Genomic DNA, 17698 nt, shown 5'->3' with positions numbered 1-17698 from the left:
CACCCGGAGTGCGCGAGCGGACGGTCGCGACGGCATCCGCGTTCCTCGATGCCTACGTCGACGACGGTCGGGTCGTGCGCACCGACCAGGGCGGCGACACCGTCAGCGAGGGGCAGGCTTACGGTCTGCTCCTCGCGGTGGCCGCCGGCGACGAGGAGCGCTTCGACCGCATCTGGTCTTGGACCACCAAGAACCTCCAGCGCGACGACGGCCTGCTGTCGTGGCAGTGGAAGGACGGAGCGGTGGTCGATGATCAGCCCGCCTCCGACGCCGACCTTGATGCGGCACGCGCGCTGGTGCTCGCCGCCGACGCCTTCGACCGTGACGACCTGCGCGAGCAGGGCGTGGCGCTGGGCGAGGCACTGCTCGACGAGATGACGGCCCCCACCGCTCTGGGCCGAATTCTCCTCCCCGGTCCGTGGGCGACGTCATCTCCTCACGCGTACAACCCCTCCTACGCCTCGCCCGCGGCGTACAGGGTTCTCGGGGAGGCGTCGGGCGATGCGCGCTGGGACGAGCTGGCCGAGGGCAGCCGCGCCGCGACCGCCGCCCTCCTCGACGCCAACCCTCTGCCCACCAACTGGGCCACCGTCGCGGACGACGGCACGGTGGCGATCGCCGGATCCGCGAGCGGCGAGGGCGAACCGCGGTACGGATACGATGCCGTCCGCGCGCCGATTCGCTTCGCCGAGTCGTGCGACCCCGCCGACCGCGCGCTCGCGGGACGGATGGCGGACGCGCTCCCCTCCGACCAGGCTCTGGTCGCCGAGCTCGATTCCGGTGGGGGCGCGGTGACCATGGATCAGCACGCCATCGCCTACGCCGCCCGCGCAGCGGCCTACGCGGGTGCCGGACGGAGCGACGCCGCGGCATCCGATCTCGGCACCATGTCAGAGGTCTCCTCGACCACACCGACCTATTACGGCGACGCGTGGAACGCACTCACGACGGCCATGCTGACCGACGACGTGCTCGCGGGGTGTCCCCCGTTGACCGACGCCGCGCTCGCGGCAGCAGGCTCGGCGTCAGACGCCGGCAGCGCGTCGACGGGAGCGGCCCCGGGCCTGCAGGATCCGGTCGCACCGACCGCATCGTCGACCGCGACGCCCGCGCACATCTCCATCCCCGCCATTGGGGTCGATTCCGACCTGATCGGTCTCGACCGCGGCGCGGACGGCTGGATCGAGGCCCCGACCGATTACGACGCCGTCGGCTGGTACGAGAAGGGCGTGCTCCCCGGCGCAGTGGGGCCGGCGGTCATCGCCGCTCACGTCGACTCCCCCACCGGGCCCGCCGTCTTCATCGATCTTCCCAAACTGGTGGCGGGCGACACCGTGTCGATCGCCCGCAGCGACGGGACGACGGCGGAATTCGTCGTGACCAACCTGCAGACGGTCGAGAAGGACACTTTCCCGACCGCGTCGATTTACGCCCCCGTGCCCACCCCCGAACTGCGCATCGTCACGTGTGCCGGAGCGTGGGACCCGGCGACCGGGCACTACGTCGACAACCTGGTGGTCACCGCCGTCGCGGCGTGACCGTCTCGGCGACGATCAGCCGACCGGCGTCGCCGCAGCGGCGACCTCGTCCTCTTCGGTCGCGACGAGCTGGCCGCACGCGCCGTCGATCTCCTTGCCGCGGGTGTCGCGGAGGGTCGTCGGGATGCCGGCGTCGTTGAGGCGCCGCACGAACTCGTTCTGCACCGGCACCTCGGATGCCGTCCAGATCGAGCCGGGCGTCGGGTTCAGCGGAATGGGGTTCACGTGCACCCAGCCGCGCCCGCGGGCGTTCAGCTTGTCGGCCAGCAGGTCGGCGCGCCAGGCGTGGTCGTTCATGTCTTTGATCAGGGCGTATTCGATCGACACGCGGCGCCCGGTCTTGTCGAAGTAGGCGCGCGCGGCATCCAGCGCCTCGTCGACCTTCCAGCGTGAGTTGACCGGGATCAGCTCGTCGCGCAGGCCGTCGTCGGGGGCGTGCAGCGACAGCGCGAAGGTCACCGGGATGTCCTCGTCGGCGAGCTTCTTGATCGCGGGCACCAGGCCGACGGTCGAGACCGTGATGCCGCGGGCGCTCATGCCGAGGCCGTGCTCCTTGTCGACCATGACCCGCACGGCCTGCATGACGCGCGCGTAGTTGGCGAGCGGCTCACCCATGCCCATGAAGACGATGTTGCTCACGCGCTCGGGCGCCTGACCCGGTCCCTGAGCCTGTCGAAGGGTCTTGCCGCCGAGACCGCCGGCGGCGATGAGGGCGTTGGCCCGCACGATCTGCTCGATGATCTCGGCCGCCGACATGTTGCGGGTCAGGCCCGCCTGTCCGGTCGCGCAAAACGGGCAGTTCATGCCGCACCCGGCCTGCGACGACACGCACAGCGTGATGCGACCGGGGTAGCGCATGAGCACCGACTCGACGAGCGCGCCGTCGTGCAGCTTCCAGAGGAACTTGATGGTGTCGCCGCGGTCGGTCTCGAGGCGGCGCACCTCGGTGAGCAGCGGCGGCAGCATGCCTGCGACGAGTTCTTCACGGCCGGATGCCGGCAGGTCGGTCATGTCGGCGGCATCCGAGGTGTAGTGCGTGAAGTAGTGCTTCTCGAGCTGCTTCGCGCGGAAGCCGGGCAGGCCCAGCTCCTTGACCTTCTCGACGCGCTCGGCGGCGGTCATGTCGGCGAGGTGCACGGGCGGCTTGCCGCGCTTGGGGCTGGCGAACTGCAGCAGCGGGCGACCGGTCTCGTCCTTGGCCTGCTGCCAGCCCTCGGTCTTCGGCCGGACCTGACGGGCGGGCGCGGTCCGCGGACGCGTCTCGCGGATGCCGGTGCTCTTCGGCGTCGTCTCGCGGATGCCGGTGTCGGCCGGCGCCCCCGCGGGGCGCGCCTGCCGGGGCGTGGTGGAGCGCACGGGGGGCTGGTCAGTCATGGTTTCCAGGGTACCGGGGCGCGCCTGCACCGCGGCTGGGCACCGTCTCACCCGCGTGAGGAGTCAATTTCTGTCGCCGGGAGCGGCCCCCGGCGACGGTTCCTGACCCCTCACGCGCGGGCGCAGCGCCCTAGGATGCTCACGTGCCCGGTGCCGGTGGAGCCCCCATCCCGCCCGGCGGCGTGCAGAAGCTGCTGAACAACAACGTCGTCGTGGCGATCGACGCCGACGGCCGCGAGCGGGTGCTCATGGGCCGGGGCATCGGCTTCCAGCTCAAGCACGACGGCCGCGTCGATCCGTCGAAGGTCGAGAAGACGTTCGTGCTCGACCAGGGCAGCGACACCGCCCACGCGCAGAAGCTCCTCACCGACGCCCCGTACGCGCTCGTGCAGGCGGTGCTGCGCGCGGTCGACGAGGCCGAACGGGAGCTGGGCCGCGACCTCGGTCGTCGCCTGCCCCTCGCCGTGATCGACCACGTGAACTACGTCGTGGAACGCCTCGATCAGGGCATCCGCATCCCGGGCACGTCGATGCCCGAGCTTCGCATCCTGCACCCCGACGAGTCCCGCGCCGCCGAGCACATGGCCGCCTCGATCGCGGCATCCCTCGATCGCGAGCTCCCGCCGGAGGAGGGGGTGTTCCTGACGATGCACCTGCTCAACGCCACGCGCGACGAACCGAACGGCACGGCGGCGTTGCTCTTCCGCCGCGTGCAGCACGTGGTGCGCACCGTCGAGACCGGACTCGGCGTCGATCTCGACACGACGAGCCCCGACTACGCGCGCTTCATCCTGCACGTGCGGTTCCTGCTGCAGCGCCTGGTGGATCGCACGATGCTCGCCAGCGGGGACTCGTCGTTCTTCGAGTTCGCGAAGCACCGCTACCCCCGGGCGTTCGGGATCGCCGAGGCGGTGAAGGCGTACGTGCTCGCCGCCACGGGCTCCACCCTCACCGACGAAGAAGTGCTGTACCTGATCGTCCACGTCGAGCGCCTGGCGACGAGCATGGGGCGCGCCGATGACAGTGGCGCACCTCACGCACCGGTGCTATAGTCACCGTCGCAGGCGTCACACCTGCCGACGTTTTTCCGGATTGTTACCGCGCGAGCGGGCAAGACCTGAATCCACATCGCTGACGAGCGATGAACGGGTTCGGGTCTTTTTTATTGCCCGAAACAGTCCCGAGGCGTCGCCACAGAACATTCGAACGGGCCGCACCGAAGCGGCGAAAGGCAGGCGGATTCCGATGACGGATCACGCGAAGACAGCAGCGGCGGTGCTCACCGGCGTCGGCGGAGAGAGCAACATCACCTCGATGGTGCACTGCGCGACGAGACTCCGGTTCGTGCTCAAAGACGAGGGCAAGGCGGATGCCGCGGCGCTGCGCGCCACCCCGGGCGTCATCACCACGGCGCAGGCGGGCGGTCAGTACCAGGTCGTGATCGGCAACGAGGTCCCCGAGGTGTTCGCGGCGATCCAGGCCGCCACCAAGGGCGGTGGTAGCGACACCCGAGCGGGCGAGGCCCCCAAGGGCAACCCGTTCAATCGGTTCATTCGGATGATCGCCGCGATCTTCACGCCGATCCTCTGGGCGCTGGCCGGAACCGGCTTGCTGAAGGCCTTCCTCGCCGCCGCGGTCACCTTCGGGTGGATGGACACGTCCACCACGACGTATACGATCCTCAACGCGCTCTCCGACGCGTTCCTCACGTTCCTTCCCCTCGCGCTGGCCATCACCGCCGCGCGGTACTTCCGCGCCGCGGAGTTCACCTCTCTCGCCATCGCCGGCGCGCTGGTGTACCCGTCGATCGTGGCCCTCAACGGTCAGCCCGACATCACCTTCTTCGGCATCCCGGTGACGATGGTCAGCTACGTCTCGAGCGTCATCCCGATCATCGTGATCGTGTGGCTGCAGGCGTACGCGGAGCGCTTCCTCCTGAAGGTGCTGCCCGGCGCCGTTCGACGGTTCCTGACGCCGATGATCGTGGTGCTGATCGCGGTGCCGCTGGTGTTCGTCGTGATCGGTCCGCTCTCGAACCTCCTCGGCACGACGCTCGCCTCGGGCATCGGCTGGATCTTCCAGACGGTGCCGTGGCTCGGCGGTGCGATCCTCGGCGGTCTGTGGCAGGTGTTCGTGATCTTCGGTCTGCACTGGGGTTTCGTGCCGCTGTTCCAGCTCGAGTACCAGACGACCGGCTCCTTCCTGCTCTTCGGCCCGGTGTTCGCCGCGGTGCTCGCCCAGGGCGGCGCGGTAGCGGGTGTGCTCGCCCGCACGCGCAACAGGAACCTGCGCTCCCTCGCGGCTCCCGCCACCCTCTCGGCCCTGCTCGCCGGCATCACCGAACCGGCCATCTACGGCATCACCCTGCCGCTCAAGCGTCCCTTCGCCTTCGGCATCGTCGGCGGTGTGATCGGCGGCGCGATCGTGGCCACCGGCGGGGTCTTCACACGGGCGTTCGTCGTTCCCTCGGGACTCGCGCTGCCCGCGCTGCTCGGAAACGGCGACATGGTCCTCCTCGCGATCGGTCTCGGCGCCGCCGTCGTGGTGCCCTTCGTCCTGGTCGTGCTGTTCGGCTTCGCCGACCCGGGGGACGACTCGGTCGCGGCCAGCCCGACCGCCGCCACCGACACCGTGGTGTCGAACCCGGTCGACGGCACGGTCGTGCCCCTCGCCGAGGTTCCGGATGCCGCCTTCGCCGACGCCTCGCTCGGCAAGGGCGTCGCGATCCGCCCGACGTCGGGCGCGGTCTACGCCGCCTTCGACGGCACCGTCGTCGCGGCCTTCCCCACCGGCCACGCGATCGGCCTGCGCGGGGTCGACGGCGTGGAGCTGCTGATCCACGTGGGCCTGGACACCGTCAAGCTCGGCGGTCAGCACTTCACCCTGAAGGTGCAGTCCGGCGCCGAGGTAAAGGCCGGCGACCTGCTGCTCGAGTTCGACGGCGACGCCATCGAGAAGGCGGGCTACGACCTCATCACCCCGGTCATCGTCACCAACGGCGACCTGTATCCCGACATCGCCGACGCGGCATCCGGACCCCTCTCGCACGGCGAGACGCTGTTCCGCGCCGTCTCGGTCGACTCCCTGTCCACCGCCCACTGATCCCACGGAGGCGCAGCACATGACGACCACTCCCTTCCCCGACGGCTTCCTCTGGGGCGGCGCCACCGCCGCGAACCAGATCGAGGGCGCGTACGACGTAGACGGCAAGGGCCTCTCGGTGCAGGACGTGATGCCGAAGGGCATCTCGGGCCCGCGGAGCGCTCAGCCCACGCCCGACAACCTCAAGCACGTCGCGATCGACCACTACCACCGCTACGCGGAGGACATCGCGCTCTTCGCCGAGATGGGCTTCGGCGTGTACCGCTTCTCGATCGCGTGGAGCCGGATCTTCCCGAAGGGCGACGAGACCGAACCGAACGAGGCGGGACTGGCGTTCTACGACCGCATCCTCGACGAGCTCGAGAAGCACGGCATCGAACCGCTCGTGACGATCTCGCACTACGAGACGCCGCTGCACCTCGCCGAGCAGTACGGCGGCTGGACGAATCGCGCGCTCATCGGGTTCTACGAGCGCTATGCCCGTACGCTCTTCGAGCGCTTCGGCAGCCGCGTGACGTACTGGCTGACGTTCAACGAGATCAATTCGCTCCTGCACGCGCCCTTCATGAGCGGCGGCATCCCAATCCCCGAGGGCGGCGTTCCCGAGCAGCAGCTGTACCAGGCGATGCACCACGAGCTCGTGGCATCCGCCCGTGCCACGCGCATCGCACGAGAGGTCGCTCCCGCGGCGAAGGTCGGGTGCATGGTGCTGTCGATGCCCGTATACCCGCTGACGCCGTCGCCCGACGATGCCCTCGCGGTGATGGATGCCGACCACGGCAATCTCGTCTACGGCGACGTGCACACCCGCGGCGCCTACCCCGGCTACTTCCTGCGGACGCTTCGCGAGAAGGGCATCGAGCTCGACATCACCGACGAGGACCGCGACGACCTGACGAACACCGTCGACTTCGTCTCGTTCAGCTACTACATGTCGATCGCCGAGACCGCCGACCCCTCAAAGCGCGTCACGGGCGAGGGGAACATCATGGGCGGCGTGTCGAACCCGACGCTGGAGGCGAGCGAGTGGGGCTGGCAGATCGACCCCGTCGGCCTGCGCCTCGTGCTCAACCAGTTCTGGGACCGGTGGCAGAAGCCCCTGTTCATCGTCGAAAACGGCCTGGGCGCGCGCGACCAGCTCGTCGAGGTCGACGGCGAGAAGACCGTCGTCGACGACTACCGCATCGCGTACCTCAACGACCACCTCGTGCAGGTCGGCGAGGCGATCGAGGACGGCGTCGACGTGCTCGGGTACACCTCGTGGGGCTGCATCGACATCGTCAGCGCCAGCACCGCGCAGCTGAGCAAGCGATACGGTTTCATCTACGTCGACCGAAACGACGACGGAACCGGGACGCTGGAGCGCTACCGGAAGAAGTCGTTCGGCTGGTACGCCGACGTCATCCGATCCAACGGCGCATCCCTCACCCGCTGATCCCCGTCCGGGTCGGCCCCGGGTCCTCGTGGCCCGGGGCCGACCCTTTTGGAGTGCACATGACCCGCATCGCCTTCCTCGACGTCGACGGCACCATCCTCGAGCACGGCTCGGTGATCGCGCCTTCGACGGTGGATGCCATCACACAGGCCCGCGCGAACGGCCACCTCGTGTGGCTGTGCACTGGCCGCGCCGAAGCCGACATCCACCCCGACGTGGTGGCCATCGGCTTCGACGGGGCGATCTCCAACGGCGGCGCGTACGCCACCCGCGACGGCGAGCTGCTCCTGGAGCGGACGCTGCCGGAGGGCGACGTGGCGGCCCTCGAGGAGTACTTCCAGAGCCATGGCATCCACTACTTCCTGCAGACGCACGACGCCGTCTACGCCTCGCCGGGCATGGCCGACACGATGGAGGAGTTCTTGCGAGCCCGTCATGCGCAGCGCGCCGACGAGCTGGCGGCGCTGGGGCTGCCCTCCGACATCGACCACCGCCAGCGCGACCTGCGTCCCGTCGCCGACGTCGACCGCGATCGCGTCGCGAAGGCCGTGTTCGTCAGCCCCTCCCCCGACACCGTCGCGCACGCCGCGGCCGAGCTCGGCGAGGGCTTCCACGTCATCCCGGGTTCGATGCCCCTGCCCGGGGGCTCGAACGGCGAGATCGGGCGGGCCGGCGTGACGAAGGGCTCGGCCATCACGGAGGTGCTGGGCGTGCTCGGGTTGTCGGCGACGGATGCCATCGGCATCGGCGACAGCTGGAACGACGTCGAGATGTTCGAGGTCGTCGGAACCCCCGTCGCGATGGGCAACGCCGAGCCCGAGCTGCAGCGCTTGGCGGGCCGGGTGACCACCCCGGTGCTCGAGGACGGCGTTCGCAACGCGTTCGCGGAGCTGGGCCTGATCTAGGACCCGCGGGGGCACCGCACCCCCGCCCAGAAACGCCATCCGCACGAAGAAACACGCCGACGAGGCGTTTCTCCGCGCGGATCGCGTTTATGCCGGAACGGATGCCACGCCCACCACGCCCGAGCACACGGCCCACCCCCGCGGCATCCCGCCCCCGCAGCCACCCCCGCCCCGCCCAGAAACGCCATCCGCACGAAGAAACACGCCGACGAGGCGTTTCCTCCCGCCGATCGCGTTTATGCCGGAACGAATGCCACCCCGACCACGCCCGCGCACACGGCCCACCCCCGCGGCATCCCGCCCCGCAGCCACCCCCGCCCCGCCCAGAAGCGCCATCCGCACGAAGAAACACGGCGGCGAGGCGTTTCCTCCCGCCGATCGCGTTTATGCCGGAACGGATGCCACGCCCGACCCGCGGCGCCGCGCGGCAGCGACCCGCGTCAGTCCAGGAAGATGTCCGGGTACATCGCCTCGTCCGGCGTCCCCGGCACAGCGGCGTAGCCCGAGAAGTCGGTCACCCCGGCAGCGAGAAGCACGTCCTCGACGATCAGCGTCTGCCCGGTGCGCTCGCGCGACGGGGTGGTCAGCACCTCGTAGGCGGCATCCGCATAGATCTCGGGCGTGCGCGACACGCGCATGAGCCGATCACCGCCGATGACGTTCTGAACCGCGGCGGTCGCGATCGTCGTGCGCGGCCATAGGGTGTTCGCCGCGATGCCGGCGTCGGCGAACTCCGCCGCGACGCCGAGGGTCGCCATCGTCATGCCGAACTTCGCGAGGCTGTAGCCCGTGTGGGCGCCGAGCCACTTCGGGGTGACGTTCAGCGGGGGCGACAGCGACAGGATGTGCGGGTTCGCAGCATCCCGCAGCTGCGGCACCGCGGCGCGCGAGAGGAGGAACGTGCCTCGCACGTTCACGTCTTGCATCAGGTCGTACTTCTTCGTCGCGAGCTCGAGCGAACCCGACAGGTCGATGACGCTGGCGTTGTTGACGACGATGTCGATGCCGCCGAACTCGCCCACCGTCCGCATCACGGCTTCGGTGATCGACGCCTCGTCGCGCACGTCGCCGACGATCGGCAGCGCCTGGCCGCCCGCCGCCCGGATCGCCTCGGCGGCCGTGTGCACCGTGCCCTCGAGCTTCGGATGCGGGGTGTCGGTCTTGGCCAGCAGCGCGATGTTCGCGCCGTCGCGCGCGGCGCGCAGCGCGATCGCCAGGCCGATGCCGCGGCTCCCGCCCGACATGAGGATGATCTTTCCAGCCAGCGGAGCGTCAGAAGAAGGCGAGGTGGTCACGAGCGTCCTTTCACGGAGGCGGCGGCGAACGCGGCGACCCGCGCCTTCGCCTCGGGGGTGTCGAACGCGGCGCCGATCGTGGCGGCCTCGTCGGCGAGGTTCTCGGCGAAGGTGCGCCCCGCGCCGACGCGAACCAGACGCGTCGCCTGCCCGAACGCCGCGGTCGCCCCCTCGAGCCAGGAGCGCGCGATCTCGTCGACGCGAGAAGCAAGAGCATCGGATGCCACGACCTCGGCGACGAGCCCCCAGTCCCGGGCCTCCGCGGCATCCAGCATCCGATCCTGCAGCAGGAGCTGCAGCGCCCGCCGCTGCCCGATCGCCGCGGGAAGGAGGGTCGAGACGCCGAGGTCGGGCGTCAGCCCGATGTTGGCGTAGCGGCTGACGAAACGGGCGTTCTCGCTGGCGACGACATAGTCGGCGGTCAGCATGAGCCCGAGGCCCCCGCCCGCCACGGCGCCCTGCACGGCGGCGACCATCGGCAGCGGCGCTTCGACGAAGGTACGGATGCCGTCGTGGATCGCCTCGGCCGTCGCGGTGACGTCGGCACCCGAGGAGCCGCTGGTCGCCATCGCCACGACGTCGCCACCCGCGCAGAATGCGGGGCCGGTGGCATCCAGGATCACCGCTCCCACCGAGGCGTCGGAGGTGACCTGGTGGGCGACCTCGCGCCAGCGCGCGGCCATGGGGAAGTCCATCGCGTTGAGCGACGCGGGCCGGTCGAACGTGACACGCGCCAGGCCGCCCGAGGTGTGGAGCAGGATGCCGTCGGTCATTTCGGCGCCATCCGGATCGCGCCGTCGAGGCGGATCGTCTCGCCGTTGAGGTAGCCGTTGTCGACGATGGCGAGCACGAGCCGCGCGTATTCGTCGGGGGCGCCGAGGCGCGAGGGGTAGGGCACCTGCCTGCCGAGCGAGTCCTGCGCCGCCTGCGGAAGGCCCTTGAGCATCGGCGTCTCCATGATGCCCGGGGCGATCGTGACGACCCGGATGCCGTGACGGGCGAGTTCGCGGGCGATGGGGAGCGTCATCGCGTGCACGCCGCCCTTGCTCGCGGAGTAGGCGGGCTGGCCGATCTGCCCGTCGAAGGCCGCGACGCTGGCGGTGTTGACGATGACGCCGCGATCACCGCCGTCGGTCGGATCGGCCTTCGCCATGACGGCCGAGGTCTGGGCGATCACGTTGTACGTGCCGATGAGGTTGACCCGGATGACGCGTTCGAAGTCAGCCAAGGGCGAGGGCGTGCCGTCGCGGTCGAGCACCTTCGCCGGTGGGGCGATCCCCGCGCAGTTCACGACGACGCGGAGTGGGCCGGCCTCGGCGGCGCGAGCGGCGGCGGCCGCGACCTGTTCGGCATCCGTCACGTCGGCGGCGGCGAACGAGCCGCCGAGCTGGTCGGCGATGTCGGCACCCGACGACGAGGGGAGATCGATGACGGTGACGTGCGCGCCGGCCGCGGCGAGGCGGCGGGCCGTGGCGAGGCCGAGGCCCGAGGCACCGCCGGTGACGAGGGCGGAGGCTCCTGAGATGTCCATGCGTTCTCCTTCGAAGCTGAGACCGAGTCCCACCCTAGTCGAGACTGGGGATCGCGACAGGAGTGGGGTTGAGCTTCGAGCAGGGCCCCCGTCCGCGATCAGTCCCGCGTGGCCGGCGTTCGTCGACGCGCCCGATGCGTCGTCGGCGCGGGCGGCGCGAGGGCGTCGCCATCGAGCAGGATGGTGTCTTCGGCGGTCCAGCCGTACGCCTCCTGCAGCCGGGCGGCGAGGACGGCGACGGGGTCGGGCACGCCGATCTCGACACCGCGCGGCACGTCGGCTGCCGTCGGATCGAGGTCACGCGCCGCCAGGCGCAGGTCCTCGACCAGCTGGCGCAGGCGACGCGGGCCGAAGGCGGCGGACGCCAGTTCCCAGTCCCCGACGACGACCACCGAACCCCCGCTCCTCTCCGTGCGGGGTGCGTCGGCGCGCGGACCGAACCGCACCCTGACGACCGCCGCCCCGATCAGCAGCACCGCCAGGGCGCCCACCACCGTCGTCGGCCCGAACGAGAACGCCGCGGCGTACAGCGGCGAGTCCCAGCCCGCCACCCCGGCCACGACCACGCGCGCGGCGCTGAACACGGCGTACGCGCCGGTCACGGTGGCGATGAGCCGCAGCGGACCCGCCGGCTGCGGGCGGCCGAGCAAGACCACCGCGGTGCACGCCGCGCACGCGACGGTGAGGCCGAGCGCCTTCACCGCGAGCGAGGCGGGCAGCGGGATCATGAGGCTGACGACACCCACGGTAGTCGCGAGCGTCAGCGCCGCGACCGCCGCACGCCGCACGCCGCGGCCCGCCAGCACGCACAGCGCCACTGCGAGCAACGCCGGCGCCGACACCATCGCGACGTCTCCGAACGCGAGGGTCAGCCGGCCGCCGCCGGCGCCGTGGATGAAGTACATCGCGCTGGATCCGACCGCGGCGACACCTGACACCGCGGCGAAACGCAAGAAGAGGGTCAGTGGTCCCGGCGTGCCGACGCGCGGCATCGCCAGGAACAGCATCGCCGCGGCGACCGCGATGCACACACTCAGTAGAACCAGCGACAGACCCATGACACTCCCCCCGTTCATTGTGCACCCCGATCAACAATGCTCCGCACCCGCGAGAAGGGCGCCGCGGCCCAAGACCGGACGCTCCGCGCGATCCACCCGACCTAGGCTCGACGGGTGAACGAACGGCCCTTCCGCATCGAACGCGTCGACATCGACGATCCGCGCACGGTCGCGCTGCGCGGCATCCTGGACGCCGACCTCGACGAGCGCTACCGCGACGCCGATGCCGATGACACCCCCGAGATCGCCGCGAAGCGCGACGCCGCCCTCGCCGTGCATCCCGATCAGGTGGTGGCCACCTTCTTGGCGGTGGATGCCGACGGCACCCCGCTCGGACACGTCATGCTCCGCCGACTCGGCGACGAGTGGGAGCTCAAACGGCTCGTCGTGATCGCCGCGGCCCGCCGGCGCGGCGTCGGCCGCGCCCTCACCGCGCAGGTCGTCGATAGGGCCCGCGACGGTGGCGCACGTCGCGTGATCCTGCAGAGCGGAAGGATGCAGCCCGAGTCGCTGCGCCTCTATGCGGCCGCGGGGTTCACGCCGATCGACGTCTACGAGCCGTACATCGAGACGATGCCGCGCTCGCTGTGCTTCGAGTACGTGCTCTGACGGGCCCGCGCTGAGCGTTCGACGGCGTGCGGAGCCGCGCCCGCTGCCTCACGACCCGACGACGCGGAACGCCCCCGTCACCACCGCCGCGCCGAGCGCCACGACCATGAGCAGGATCGCGCCGCCGACGGCCGTGGCATCCCGCGCCGACAGCGTCGAGGGACGCGCCCACGTGCGCTCGATCCCGGAGCCGAAGCCGCGGGCCTCCATCGCGGTGGCGAGCTTCGTGCCGCGGCGCACCGCGAAGACGAGCAGCACGAACGCCATCGAGAAGAACCGCCGCACCGCTCCCCGATCGCCGAGCCCGCGCGCACGGCGCGCGAGTGTCATCGTGCGCCAGTCGTCGACGAACAGCCCGACCGTGCGGGCACCGGCGAGCACGCCGAGCACGAAGCGGCTCGGCAGCTTCGCCACCTGCGCGAGCGCGTCGGCGAGCTCCGTGGGATCCGTACGGGCGAACAGCAGGATCATCGGCAGCGCCAGGGCCACCACGCGCAGCAGCACCGCCACGGAGAGCTGGATCGAGTTGTCGCTGACCGTGGCGAACAGGAAGCTGCCGTAGACCGTGCCGCCCGGACGGGCGTAGAGCAGCATGCTGAGGCCGGCGACGGGCGCGAACAGCATCACCGGCACCAGCCGCTTCAGCACCGTGCCGAAGGCGACCCCGGTGAGCGGAACGCACGACAGCTCGAGCACGATGGCCGTGGCGGCGCTCACGGCGTCGATCGACACCAGCAGCGGCACCGCGAGCACGATGACCATCGCGACCTTCGCCACGGGGTTCACGCCGTCGAGCCAGACCGGCCGCGCCCGCGGGAGCGCCGCGGCGCTCATGCGGCACCGCCGAGCGCGATCCGATGCTGGCCGAGGTGGCGCACCACGTCGGCGTCGTGCGTGACGGCGACGACCGTGCGACCGCGCGCGATCTCGCGCTGCAGCAGCGCCACGAGCTCGCTCCATCCGCGGCGGTCCTGCCCGAAGGTGGGCTCGTCGAGCACGATCACCTCGGGTGAGGCGGCGAGCACCGTCGCCACCGACAGTCTGCGCTTCTGACCGCCCGACAGCGTGAACGGGTTGGCGAGGGCGAGGGATGCCAGATCCAACCGCTCGAGCAGCTCGTCGACGATCGCGTCGATCCGGGCAACCGGCATCCGCAATGCCCGTGGGCCGACGGCGAGCTCGTCGCGCAGAGTCGAAGCGAGGAACTGGTGCTCGGGCTCCTGGAACACCGTGCCGATCCGGGTCAGCAGCTCGGTCGACCGCCAGCGGGAGGGACGACGGATGCCGCGCGCGGCGAGGGCCTCGGCCGCGACCACCTCGCCCGCCAGCTCGGGCAGAAGCCCCGCCAGAGTCAGCGCGAGCGTCGACTTGCCGACGCCGTTCGGGCCCGTGATGACGGTTCCGGCCGCGCGAGGAACGACGACGTCGAGCCCGGATGCCACGACAGCACGCCGCTCGCGCCCGATCGACAGCGCCCGCGCCGAGAGCACGGCATCCGGTGCCGCCGGCGGAGCGGGGATCGGCAGCTCGACCGGATGCCCCGGCACCCATACGCCCGCCGCCGCGAGCGTCTCACCGTGCTCGGCGAAGACGCGGGCCGGTGCGCCATCGGCCAGCACCCCGCCGCCCGGGGCGAGCACGACGACGCGCGTCATGAGGTCGGCCCAGACGTCGGTGCGGTGCTCGATGAGTACGAGGGTGGTGCCGTCGGTGCGCACGACGTGCTCGACGGCCGCGCGCACCTCGGTGACACCCTCGGGGTCGAGGTTCGCGGTGGGCTCGTCGAGCAGCAGCAGCCCCGGGCGCATCGCCAGCACTCCGGCGAGGGCGAGGCGCTGCTTCTGGCCCCCCGAGAGCGCCTTCGTGGGGCGATCTAGGGGCACGGTCAGACCCACGGATGCCACGGCCTCGGCCACCCGTGAAGGGATCTCGTCCGCGGGCACACCGAGGTTCTCGCAGCCGAACGCGACGTCGTCGCCGACCTTCGACAGCACGATGCCCGACTCCGGGTCTTGCAGCACGAGGCCGATCCGACCGCGCTGCGCCTCGGGCGCCTGCCCGTCGACGAGGATGCGGCCGGTGCGCTCGCCCTCGTCGCTGCCGCCGAGGAGGCCGGCCAGTCCGGCGAGGAGCGTCGACTTGCCCGCCCCCGAGGCTCCGAGCAGCAGGACGCGCTCGCCGGGCTCGATCGTCAGCTCGACGTCACGCGTGGCGGGAAGCTTCCTGCCGGCGTAGCGCCAGCCCCACCCCTCGACGTCGACGCGCGCAGGGCCCGTCATCAGACGTCGCGGCGTGCTTCCCGACCCACGGCGAAGCGGCTGAGCGCGCCCGTCGCGGCGAGGGCGCGCACCAGCAGCCACCCGACAAGACCGGCCAGAAGGGCACCCGAAACGATCAGGGTGCCGAGGTAGAGGAGGTTGAACGCGACCGACTTCTCGATGTTCGCCGACATGAACAGCTCCAGCACCCATGCGCCCACGCCGGCCGCGGCGCCCGAGAGCATCGCCACGGGAAGGGTGAAGCGCAGGTACAGGAAGGCGAGGAAGATCAGTTCGGCGCCCAGCCCCTGTGCGAGGCCGGAGAAGATCGTGGTGACACCCCAGATGTTGCCGATGAGCGCCGACACGATCGCGGCGATCACCTCGACCAGCAGGGCCGCGCCGGGCTTGCGGATGATCAGGCCGCCGATGACTCCGCCGATCAGCCAGATGCCGACCGCGATGCCGCCGAGGCCGGGGGTGAGGCCGTCCATCGCGACGAACCACAGGCCGCCGACGGTGTTCCAGCCCCAGAAGACCAGGCCGATGGCGACGCCGAGCACGGCGGCGACGACGATGTCGACGACCCGCCACGAGAAGCGGTTCGTGGATGCCACGGCGGGGGCCGTGCGGGCAGACGTGGACGTATGCATTTCTTTCTCCTCCCTGCGCCGGCATGATCCGGATCAGGTTCGACGGTCGAAGCGTGGGTCGCTTCCTCTCAGCCCGGCTCACCGGACTCCCGTGGTTGACGTGACGAGTATAGGGGTGCGCCCGGGGTAGCGTGGGCGGGTGCACGAGCAGACCCCGGCCACCAGGCGCGACCTGCGCCGTTCGGGGGATGCCGCGGAGCCTTCGGCGACCGAGACCGTCGCGGCGGATGCCGGAGCGTTCGCGCCCGTCGCGGCGGATGCCGGAGCGTTCGTGCCCGTCGCGGCGGATGCCGGAGCGTTCGTACCCGGCGATGCGGATACCGAAGCGTTCGTACCCGGCGATGCGGATACCGAAGCGTTCGTACCCGGCGATGCGGCGACCGAGCGCGGGGGCGACTCTCCCGCGACCACTCCCCGTGTCGAGACACCAGTCTCCGCGGCATCCGCGACCACCGTCGGCTCCGAGCACGCCGCTGCCGTCCCCGCGGCGCAGGCCGCTTCCTCGGCACCGGTCGCCGCGGCATCCGGAGCTGCCGTCGAGCCGGCGGCGGCCTCGCCCGTCGCCGCGGCGCCGGCCGCGCAGGCGCCCGCGGCATCCGGCGCGCCCGTTCTGATCGGGGCCCTGACCTGGGTCGATCCGAACGACGCGGCCGACCTGCGTGCGGCGCCCGCCGGGGGCCCGGGCACCGGATCGCGAAGCGCCGACCTGCTGGCCGGTCGGCGCCGACGGGTCTTCCGCCCCGCGACGGTGATTCCGCCGGTTCTTCTCGTGCTCATCCTCGCGGTCTACGCGGCCGCGACCCTGCTGTGGCCGTTGAACGCGGTCGCACCGACCACGCGCGCGGTCGGCGTGCAGCCCGTCGCCGCTCCCGCCGCCGAACCCGCGTGGCCCGCCGAGGGCGAGGCCGCCATCGCGATCGACGGGATGCCCGGGACACTGTCGACCGCGGCTACCGCCCCCGAATCGATCGCGAGCATCACCAAGGTCGTCACGGCGCTCGTCGTGCTCGACCGGCTGCCACTCGCGCCGGGCGAACAGGGCCCGTCGTACGCGTTCACGCAGGCCGACAGCGCCGATTATTGGCAGTACCGCGCGCGCGGAGAGTCGTCGCTCGACGTGCCGATCGACGGCAGCCTCACCGAGCTGCAGATGCTGCAGGGCATGCTGATCGCCTCCGCGAACAACTACGCCCAGCGTCTGGCATCCGACCTCTTCGGAACGGATGCCGAGTTCTCGGCCGCCGCGAACCAGTACCTCGCGGAGCGGGGCATCGGGGGCATCACGATCGTCAATCCCACGGGGATCGAGGCGGGCAACACCGCCACCCCGGCCGCCCTGATCTCCCTGGCCGAGCGGGCGCTCGCCAATCCCGTGATCGCCGAGATCGTGCGCACGCCCGAGCTCACGCTTCCCGGTGCCGGCACGTTCAAGAACGGCAACGCCCTGCTCGCCGACCCGGGAGTGGTCGGCGTGAAGACCGGCACACTCGACGCGTGGAACCTGCTGACCGCGAAAGACATCACGGTCGGAGACGCGACGATCCGCGCGTACGCCGCAGTGCTCGGCCAGCCCGGACCCGACACCCGCAATCAGGCCACCCGCGACCTGTTCGCGCGCATCGAGCAGGAGCTGCAACCGCGTCCTTCGGTGACCGCCGGCACCGTCATCGGCAAGGTCGAGACGCTCTGGAGCGACGACATCGACATCGTCACCGCGGCCGATGCCACGGTCGTGCTGTGGAACGGCGGCGCCGCCAAGACCTCCGCGGACTTCGATCTGGGTGACGCGACCCAGCCCGGCGCGACGGTCGGCACCTTCACCGCGACCGGTCCGGTCGATGCCGAAACCGTCGACGCGCAGCTCGCCGCCGAGATCGAGCCGCCGAGCCCGTGGTGGCGTCTGACGCATCCCCTCGACCTGTTCGGGGTGAACGACTGAG

Annotated in this window: 15 protein-coding genes and 1 riboswitch; of the genes, 7 read left to right on the top strand and 8 right to left on the bottom strand. The window is 71.1% G+C overall.

Annotation, left to right across the window (positions count from 1 at the left end; all coding sequences use genetic code 11):
* Nucleotides 1-8: 8 nt before the first annotated feature.
* Nucleotides 9-1538 carry a class F sortase gene (locus QE410_RS01445; protein WP_307327002.1) on the top strand — a complete coding sequence of 510 codons (1530 nt, stop codon included), beginning with the start codon at nt 9-11 and terminating at the stop codon, nt 1536-1538.
* 15 nt (nt 1539-1553) lie between these two features.
* Here the strand turns inward: QE410_RS01445 and rlmN are convergent, their stop codons facing one another.
* The gene (gene rlmN, locus QE410_RS01440; protein ID WP_307327000.1) at nt 1554-2912 is read right to left on the bottom strand and encodes a 23S rRNA (adenine(2503)-C(2))-methyltransferase RlmN; all 1359 of its coding nucleotides are present in this window, start codon (nt 2910-2912) and stop codon (nt 1554-1556) included.
* Between the two features lie 143 nt (nt 2913-3055).
* Between rlmN and QE410_RS01435 the strand changes: the two genes are divergently transcribed.
* The 4 genes from QE410_RS01435 (at nt 3056) to QE410_RS01420 (ending at nt 8354) form a co-directional block, all read left to right on the top strand.
* On the top strand, nt 3056-3964 hold the full coding sequence (locus QE410_RS01435) for a PRD domain-containing protein (protein WP_307326998.1): 909 nt from the start codon (nt 3056-3058) through the stop codon (nt 3962-3964).
* A gap of 193 nt (nt 3965-4157) precedes the next feature.
* Nucleotides 4158-6014 (top strand): beta-glucoside-specific PTS transporter subunit IIABC, encoded by a 1857-nt coding sequence (locus tag QE410_RS01430; protein WP_307326996.1) that lies wholly within the window; start codon nt 4158-4160, stop codon nt 6012-6014.
* A gap of 19 nt (nt 6015-6033) precedes the next feature.
* Nucleotides 6034-7449, top strand: a complete 1416-nt coding sequence (locus tag QE410_RS01425; RefSeq protein WP_307326994.1) for a glycoside hydrolase family 1 protein — start codon at nt 6034-6036, stop codon at nt 7447-7449.
* Nucleotides 7450-7508: 59 nt separating this feature from the next.
* Complete coding sequence (locus QE410_RS01420) at nt 7509-8354, top strand: Cof-type HAD-IIB family hydrolase (protein ID WP_307326991.1); 846 nt, start codon at nt 7509-7511, stop codon at nt 8352-8354.
* Between the two features lie 440 nt (nt 8355-8794).
* Here the strand turns inward: QE410_RS01420 and QE410_RS01415 are convergent, their stop codons facing one another.
* The 4 genes from QE410_RS01415 to QE410_RS01400 form a co-directional block, all read right to left on the bottom strand.
* Entirely contained in the window at nt 8795-9649 is an 855-nt protein-coding gene (locus tag QE410_RS01415) for an NAD(P)-dependent oxidoreductase (RefSeq protein WP_307326989.1), read from the bottom strand.
* A complete protein-coding gene (locus tag QE410_RS01410; RefSeq protein ID WP_307326987.1) occupies nt 9646-10422 on the bottom strand; it encodes an enoyl-CoA hydratase/isomerase family protein in 777 nt (258 codons plus the stop codon). Before QE410_RS01410 ends, QE410_RS01415 begins: the two co-directional genes overlap by 4 nt.
* Nucleotides 10419-11180, bottom strand: coding sequence for an SDR family NAD(P)-dependent oxidoreductase (locus QE410_RS01405; RefSeq protein ID WP_307326985.1), 762 nt, complete (start codon nt 11178-11180; stop codon nt 10419-10421). The genes QE410_RS01410 and QE410_RS01405 overlap by 4 nt, the downstream gene beginning before the upstream one ends.
* 98 nt (nt 11181-11278) lie before the next feature.
* Nucleotides 11279-12238, bottom strand: a complete 960-nt coding sequence (locus tag QE410_RS01400) for a hypothetical protein (RefSeq protein WP_307326982.1) — start codon at nt 12236-12238, stop codon at nt 11279-11281.
* A gap of 114 nt (nt 12239-12352) precedes the next feature.
* Between QE410_RS01400 and QE410_RS01395 the strand changes: the two genes are divergently transcribed.
* Nucleotides 12353-12847, top strand: coding sequence for a GNAT family N-acetyltransferase (locus tag QE410_RS01395; RefSeq protein WP_307326980.1), 495 nt, complete (start codon nt 12353-12355; stop codon nt 12845-12847).
* Nucleotides 12848-12895: 48 nt separating this feature from the next.
* Here the strand turns inward: QE410_RS01395 and QE410_RS01390 are convergent, their stop codons facing one another.
* The 3 genes from QE410_RS01390 to QE410_RS01380 all read right to left on the bottom strand — a co-directional run bounded on the left by QE410_RS01390 (nt 12896) and on the right by QE410_RS01380 (nt 15758).
* Nucleotides 12896-13681, bottom strand: a complete 786-nt coding sequence (locus QE410_RS01390; RefSeq protein ID WP_307326978.1) for an energy-coupling factor transporter transmembrane protein EcfT — start codon at nt 13679-13681, stop codon at nt 12896-12898.
* Nucleotides 13678-15126 carry an ABC transporter ATP-binding protein gene (locus QE410_RS01385; RefSeq protein WP_307326976.1) on the bottom strand — a complete coding sequence of 483 codons (1449 nt, stop codon included), beginning with the start codon at nt 15124-15126 and terminating at the stop codon, nt 13678-13680. Before QE410_RS01385 ends, QE410_RS01390 begins: the two co-directional genes overlap by 4 nt.
* The gene (locus QE410_RS01380) at nt 15126-15758 is read right to left on the bottom strand and encodes an ECF transporter S component (protein WP_307326973.1); all 633 of its coding nucleotides are present in this window, start codon (nt 15756-15758) and stop codon (nt 15126-15128) included. Before QE410_RS01380 ends, QE410_RS01385 begins: the two co-directional genes overlap by 1 nt.
* Nucleotides 15752-15861, bottom strand: a riboswitch (TPP riboswitch). Its footprint overlaps the gene before it by 7 nt.
* A gap of 36 nt (nt 15862-15897) precedes the next feature.
* On the opposite strand from QE410_RS01380, the gene QE410_RS01375 reads away from it, so the two are divergent.
* Nucleotides 15898-17697: a D-alanyl-D-alanine carboxypeptidase family protein gene (locus QE410_RS01375; RefSeq protein WP_307326971.1), complete on the top strand. Its 1800-nt coding sequence runs from the start codon at nt 15898-15900 to the stop codon at nt 17695-17697.
* Nucleotide 17698 lies beyond the last annotated feature (1 nt).

Origin of the sequence: Microbacterium sp. SORGH_AS_1204 (genome assembly GCF_030818935.1) — a bacterium.
Lineage (GTDB): Bacteria > Actinomycetota > Actinomycetes > Actinomycetales > Microbacteriaceae > Microbacterium.
Note: the sequence above shows the minus strand (reverse complement) of the source record. Positions and strands in the feature narration are given on the sequence as shown.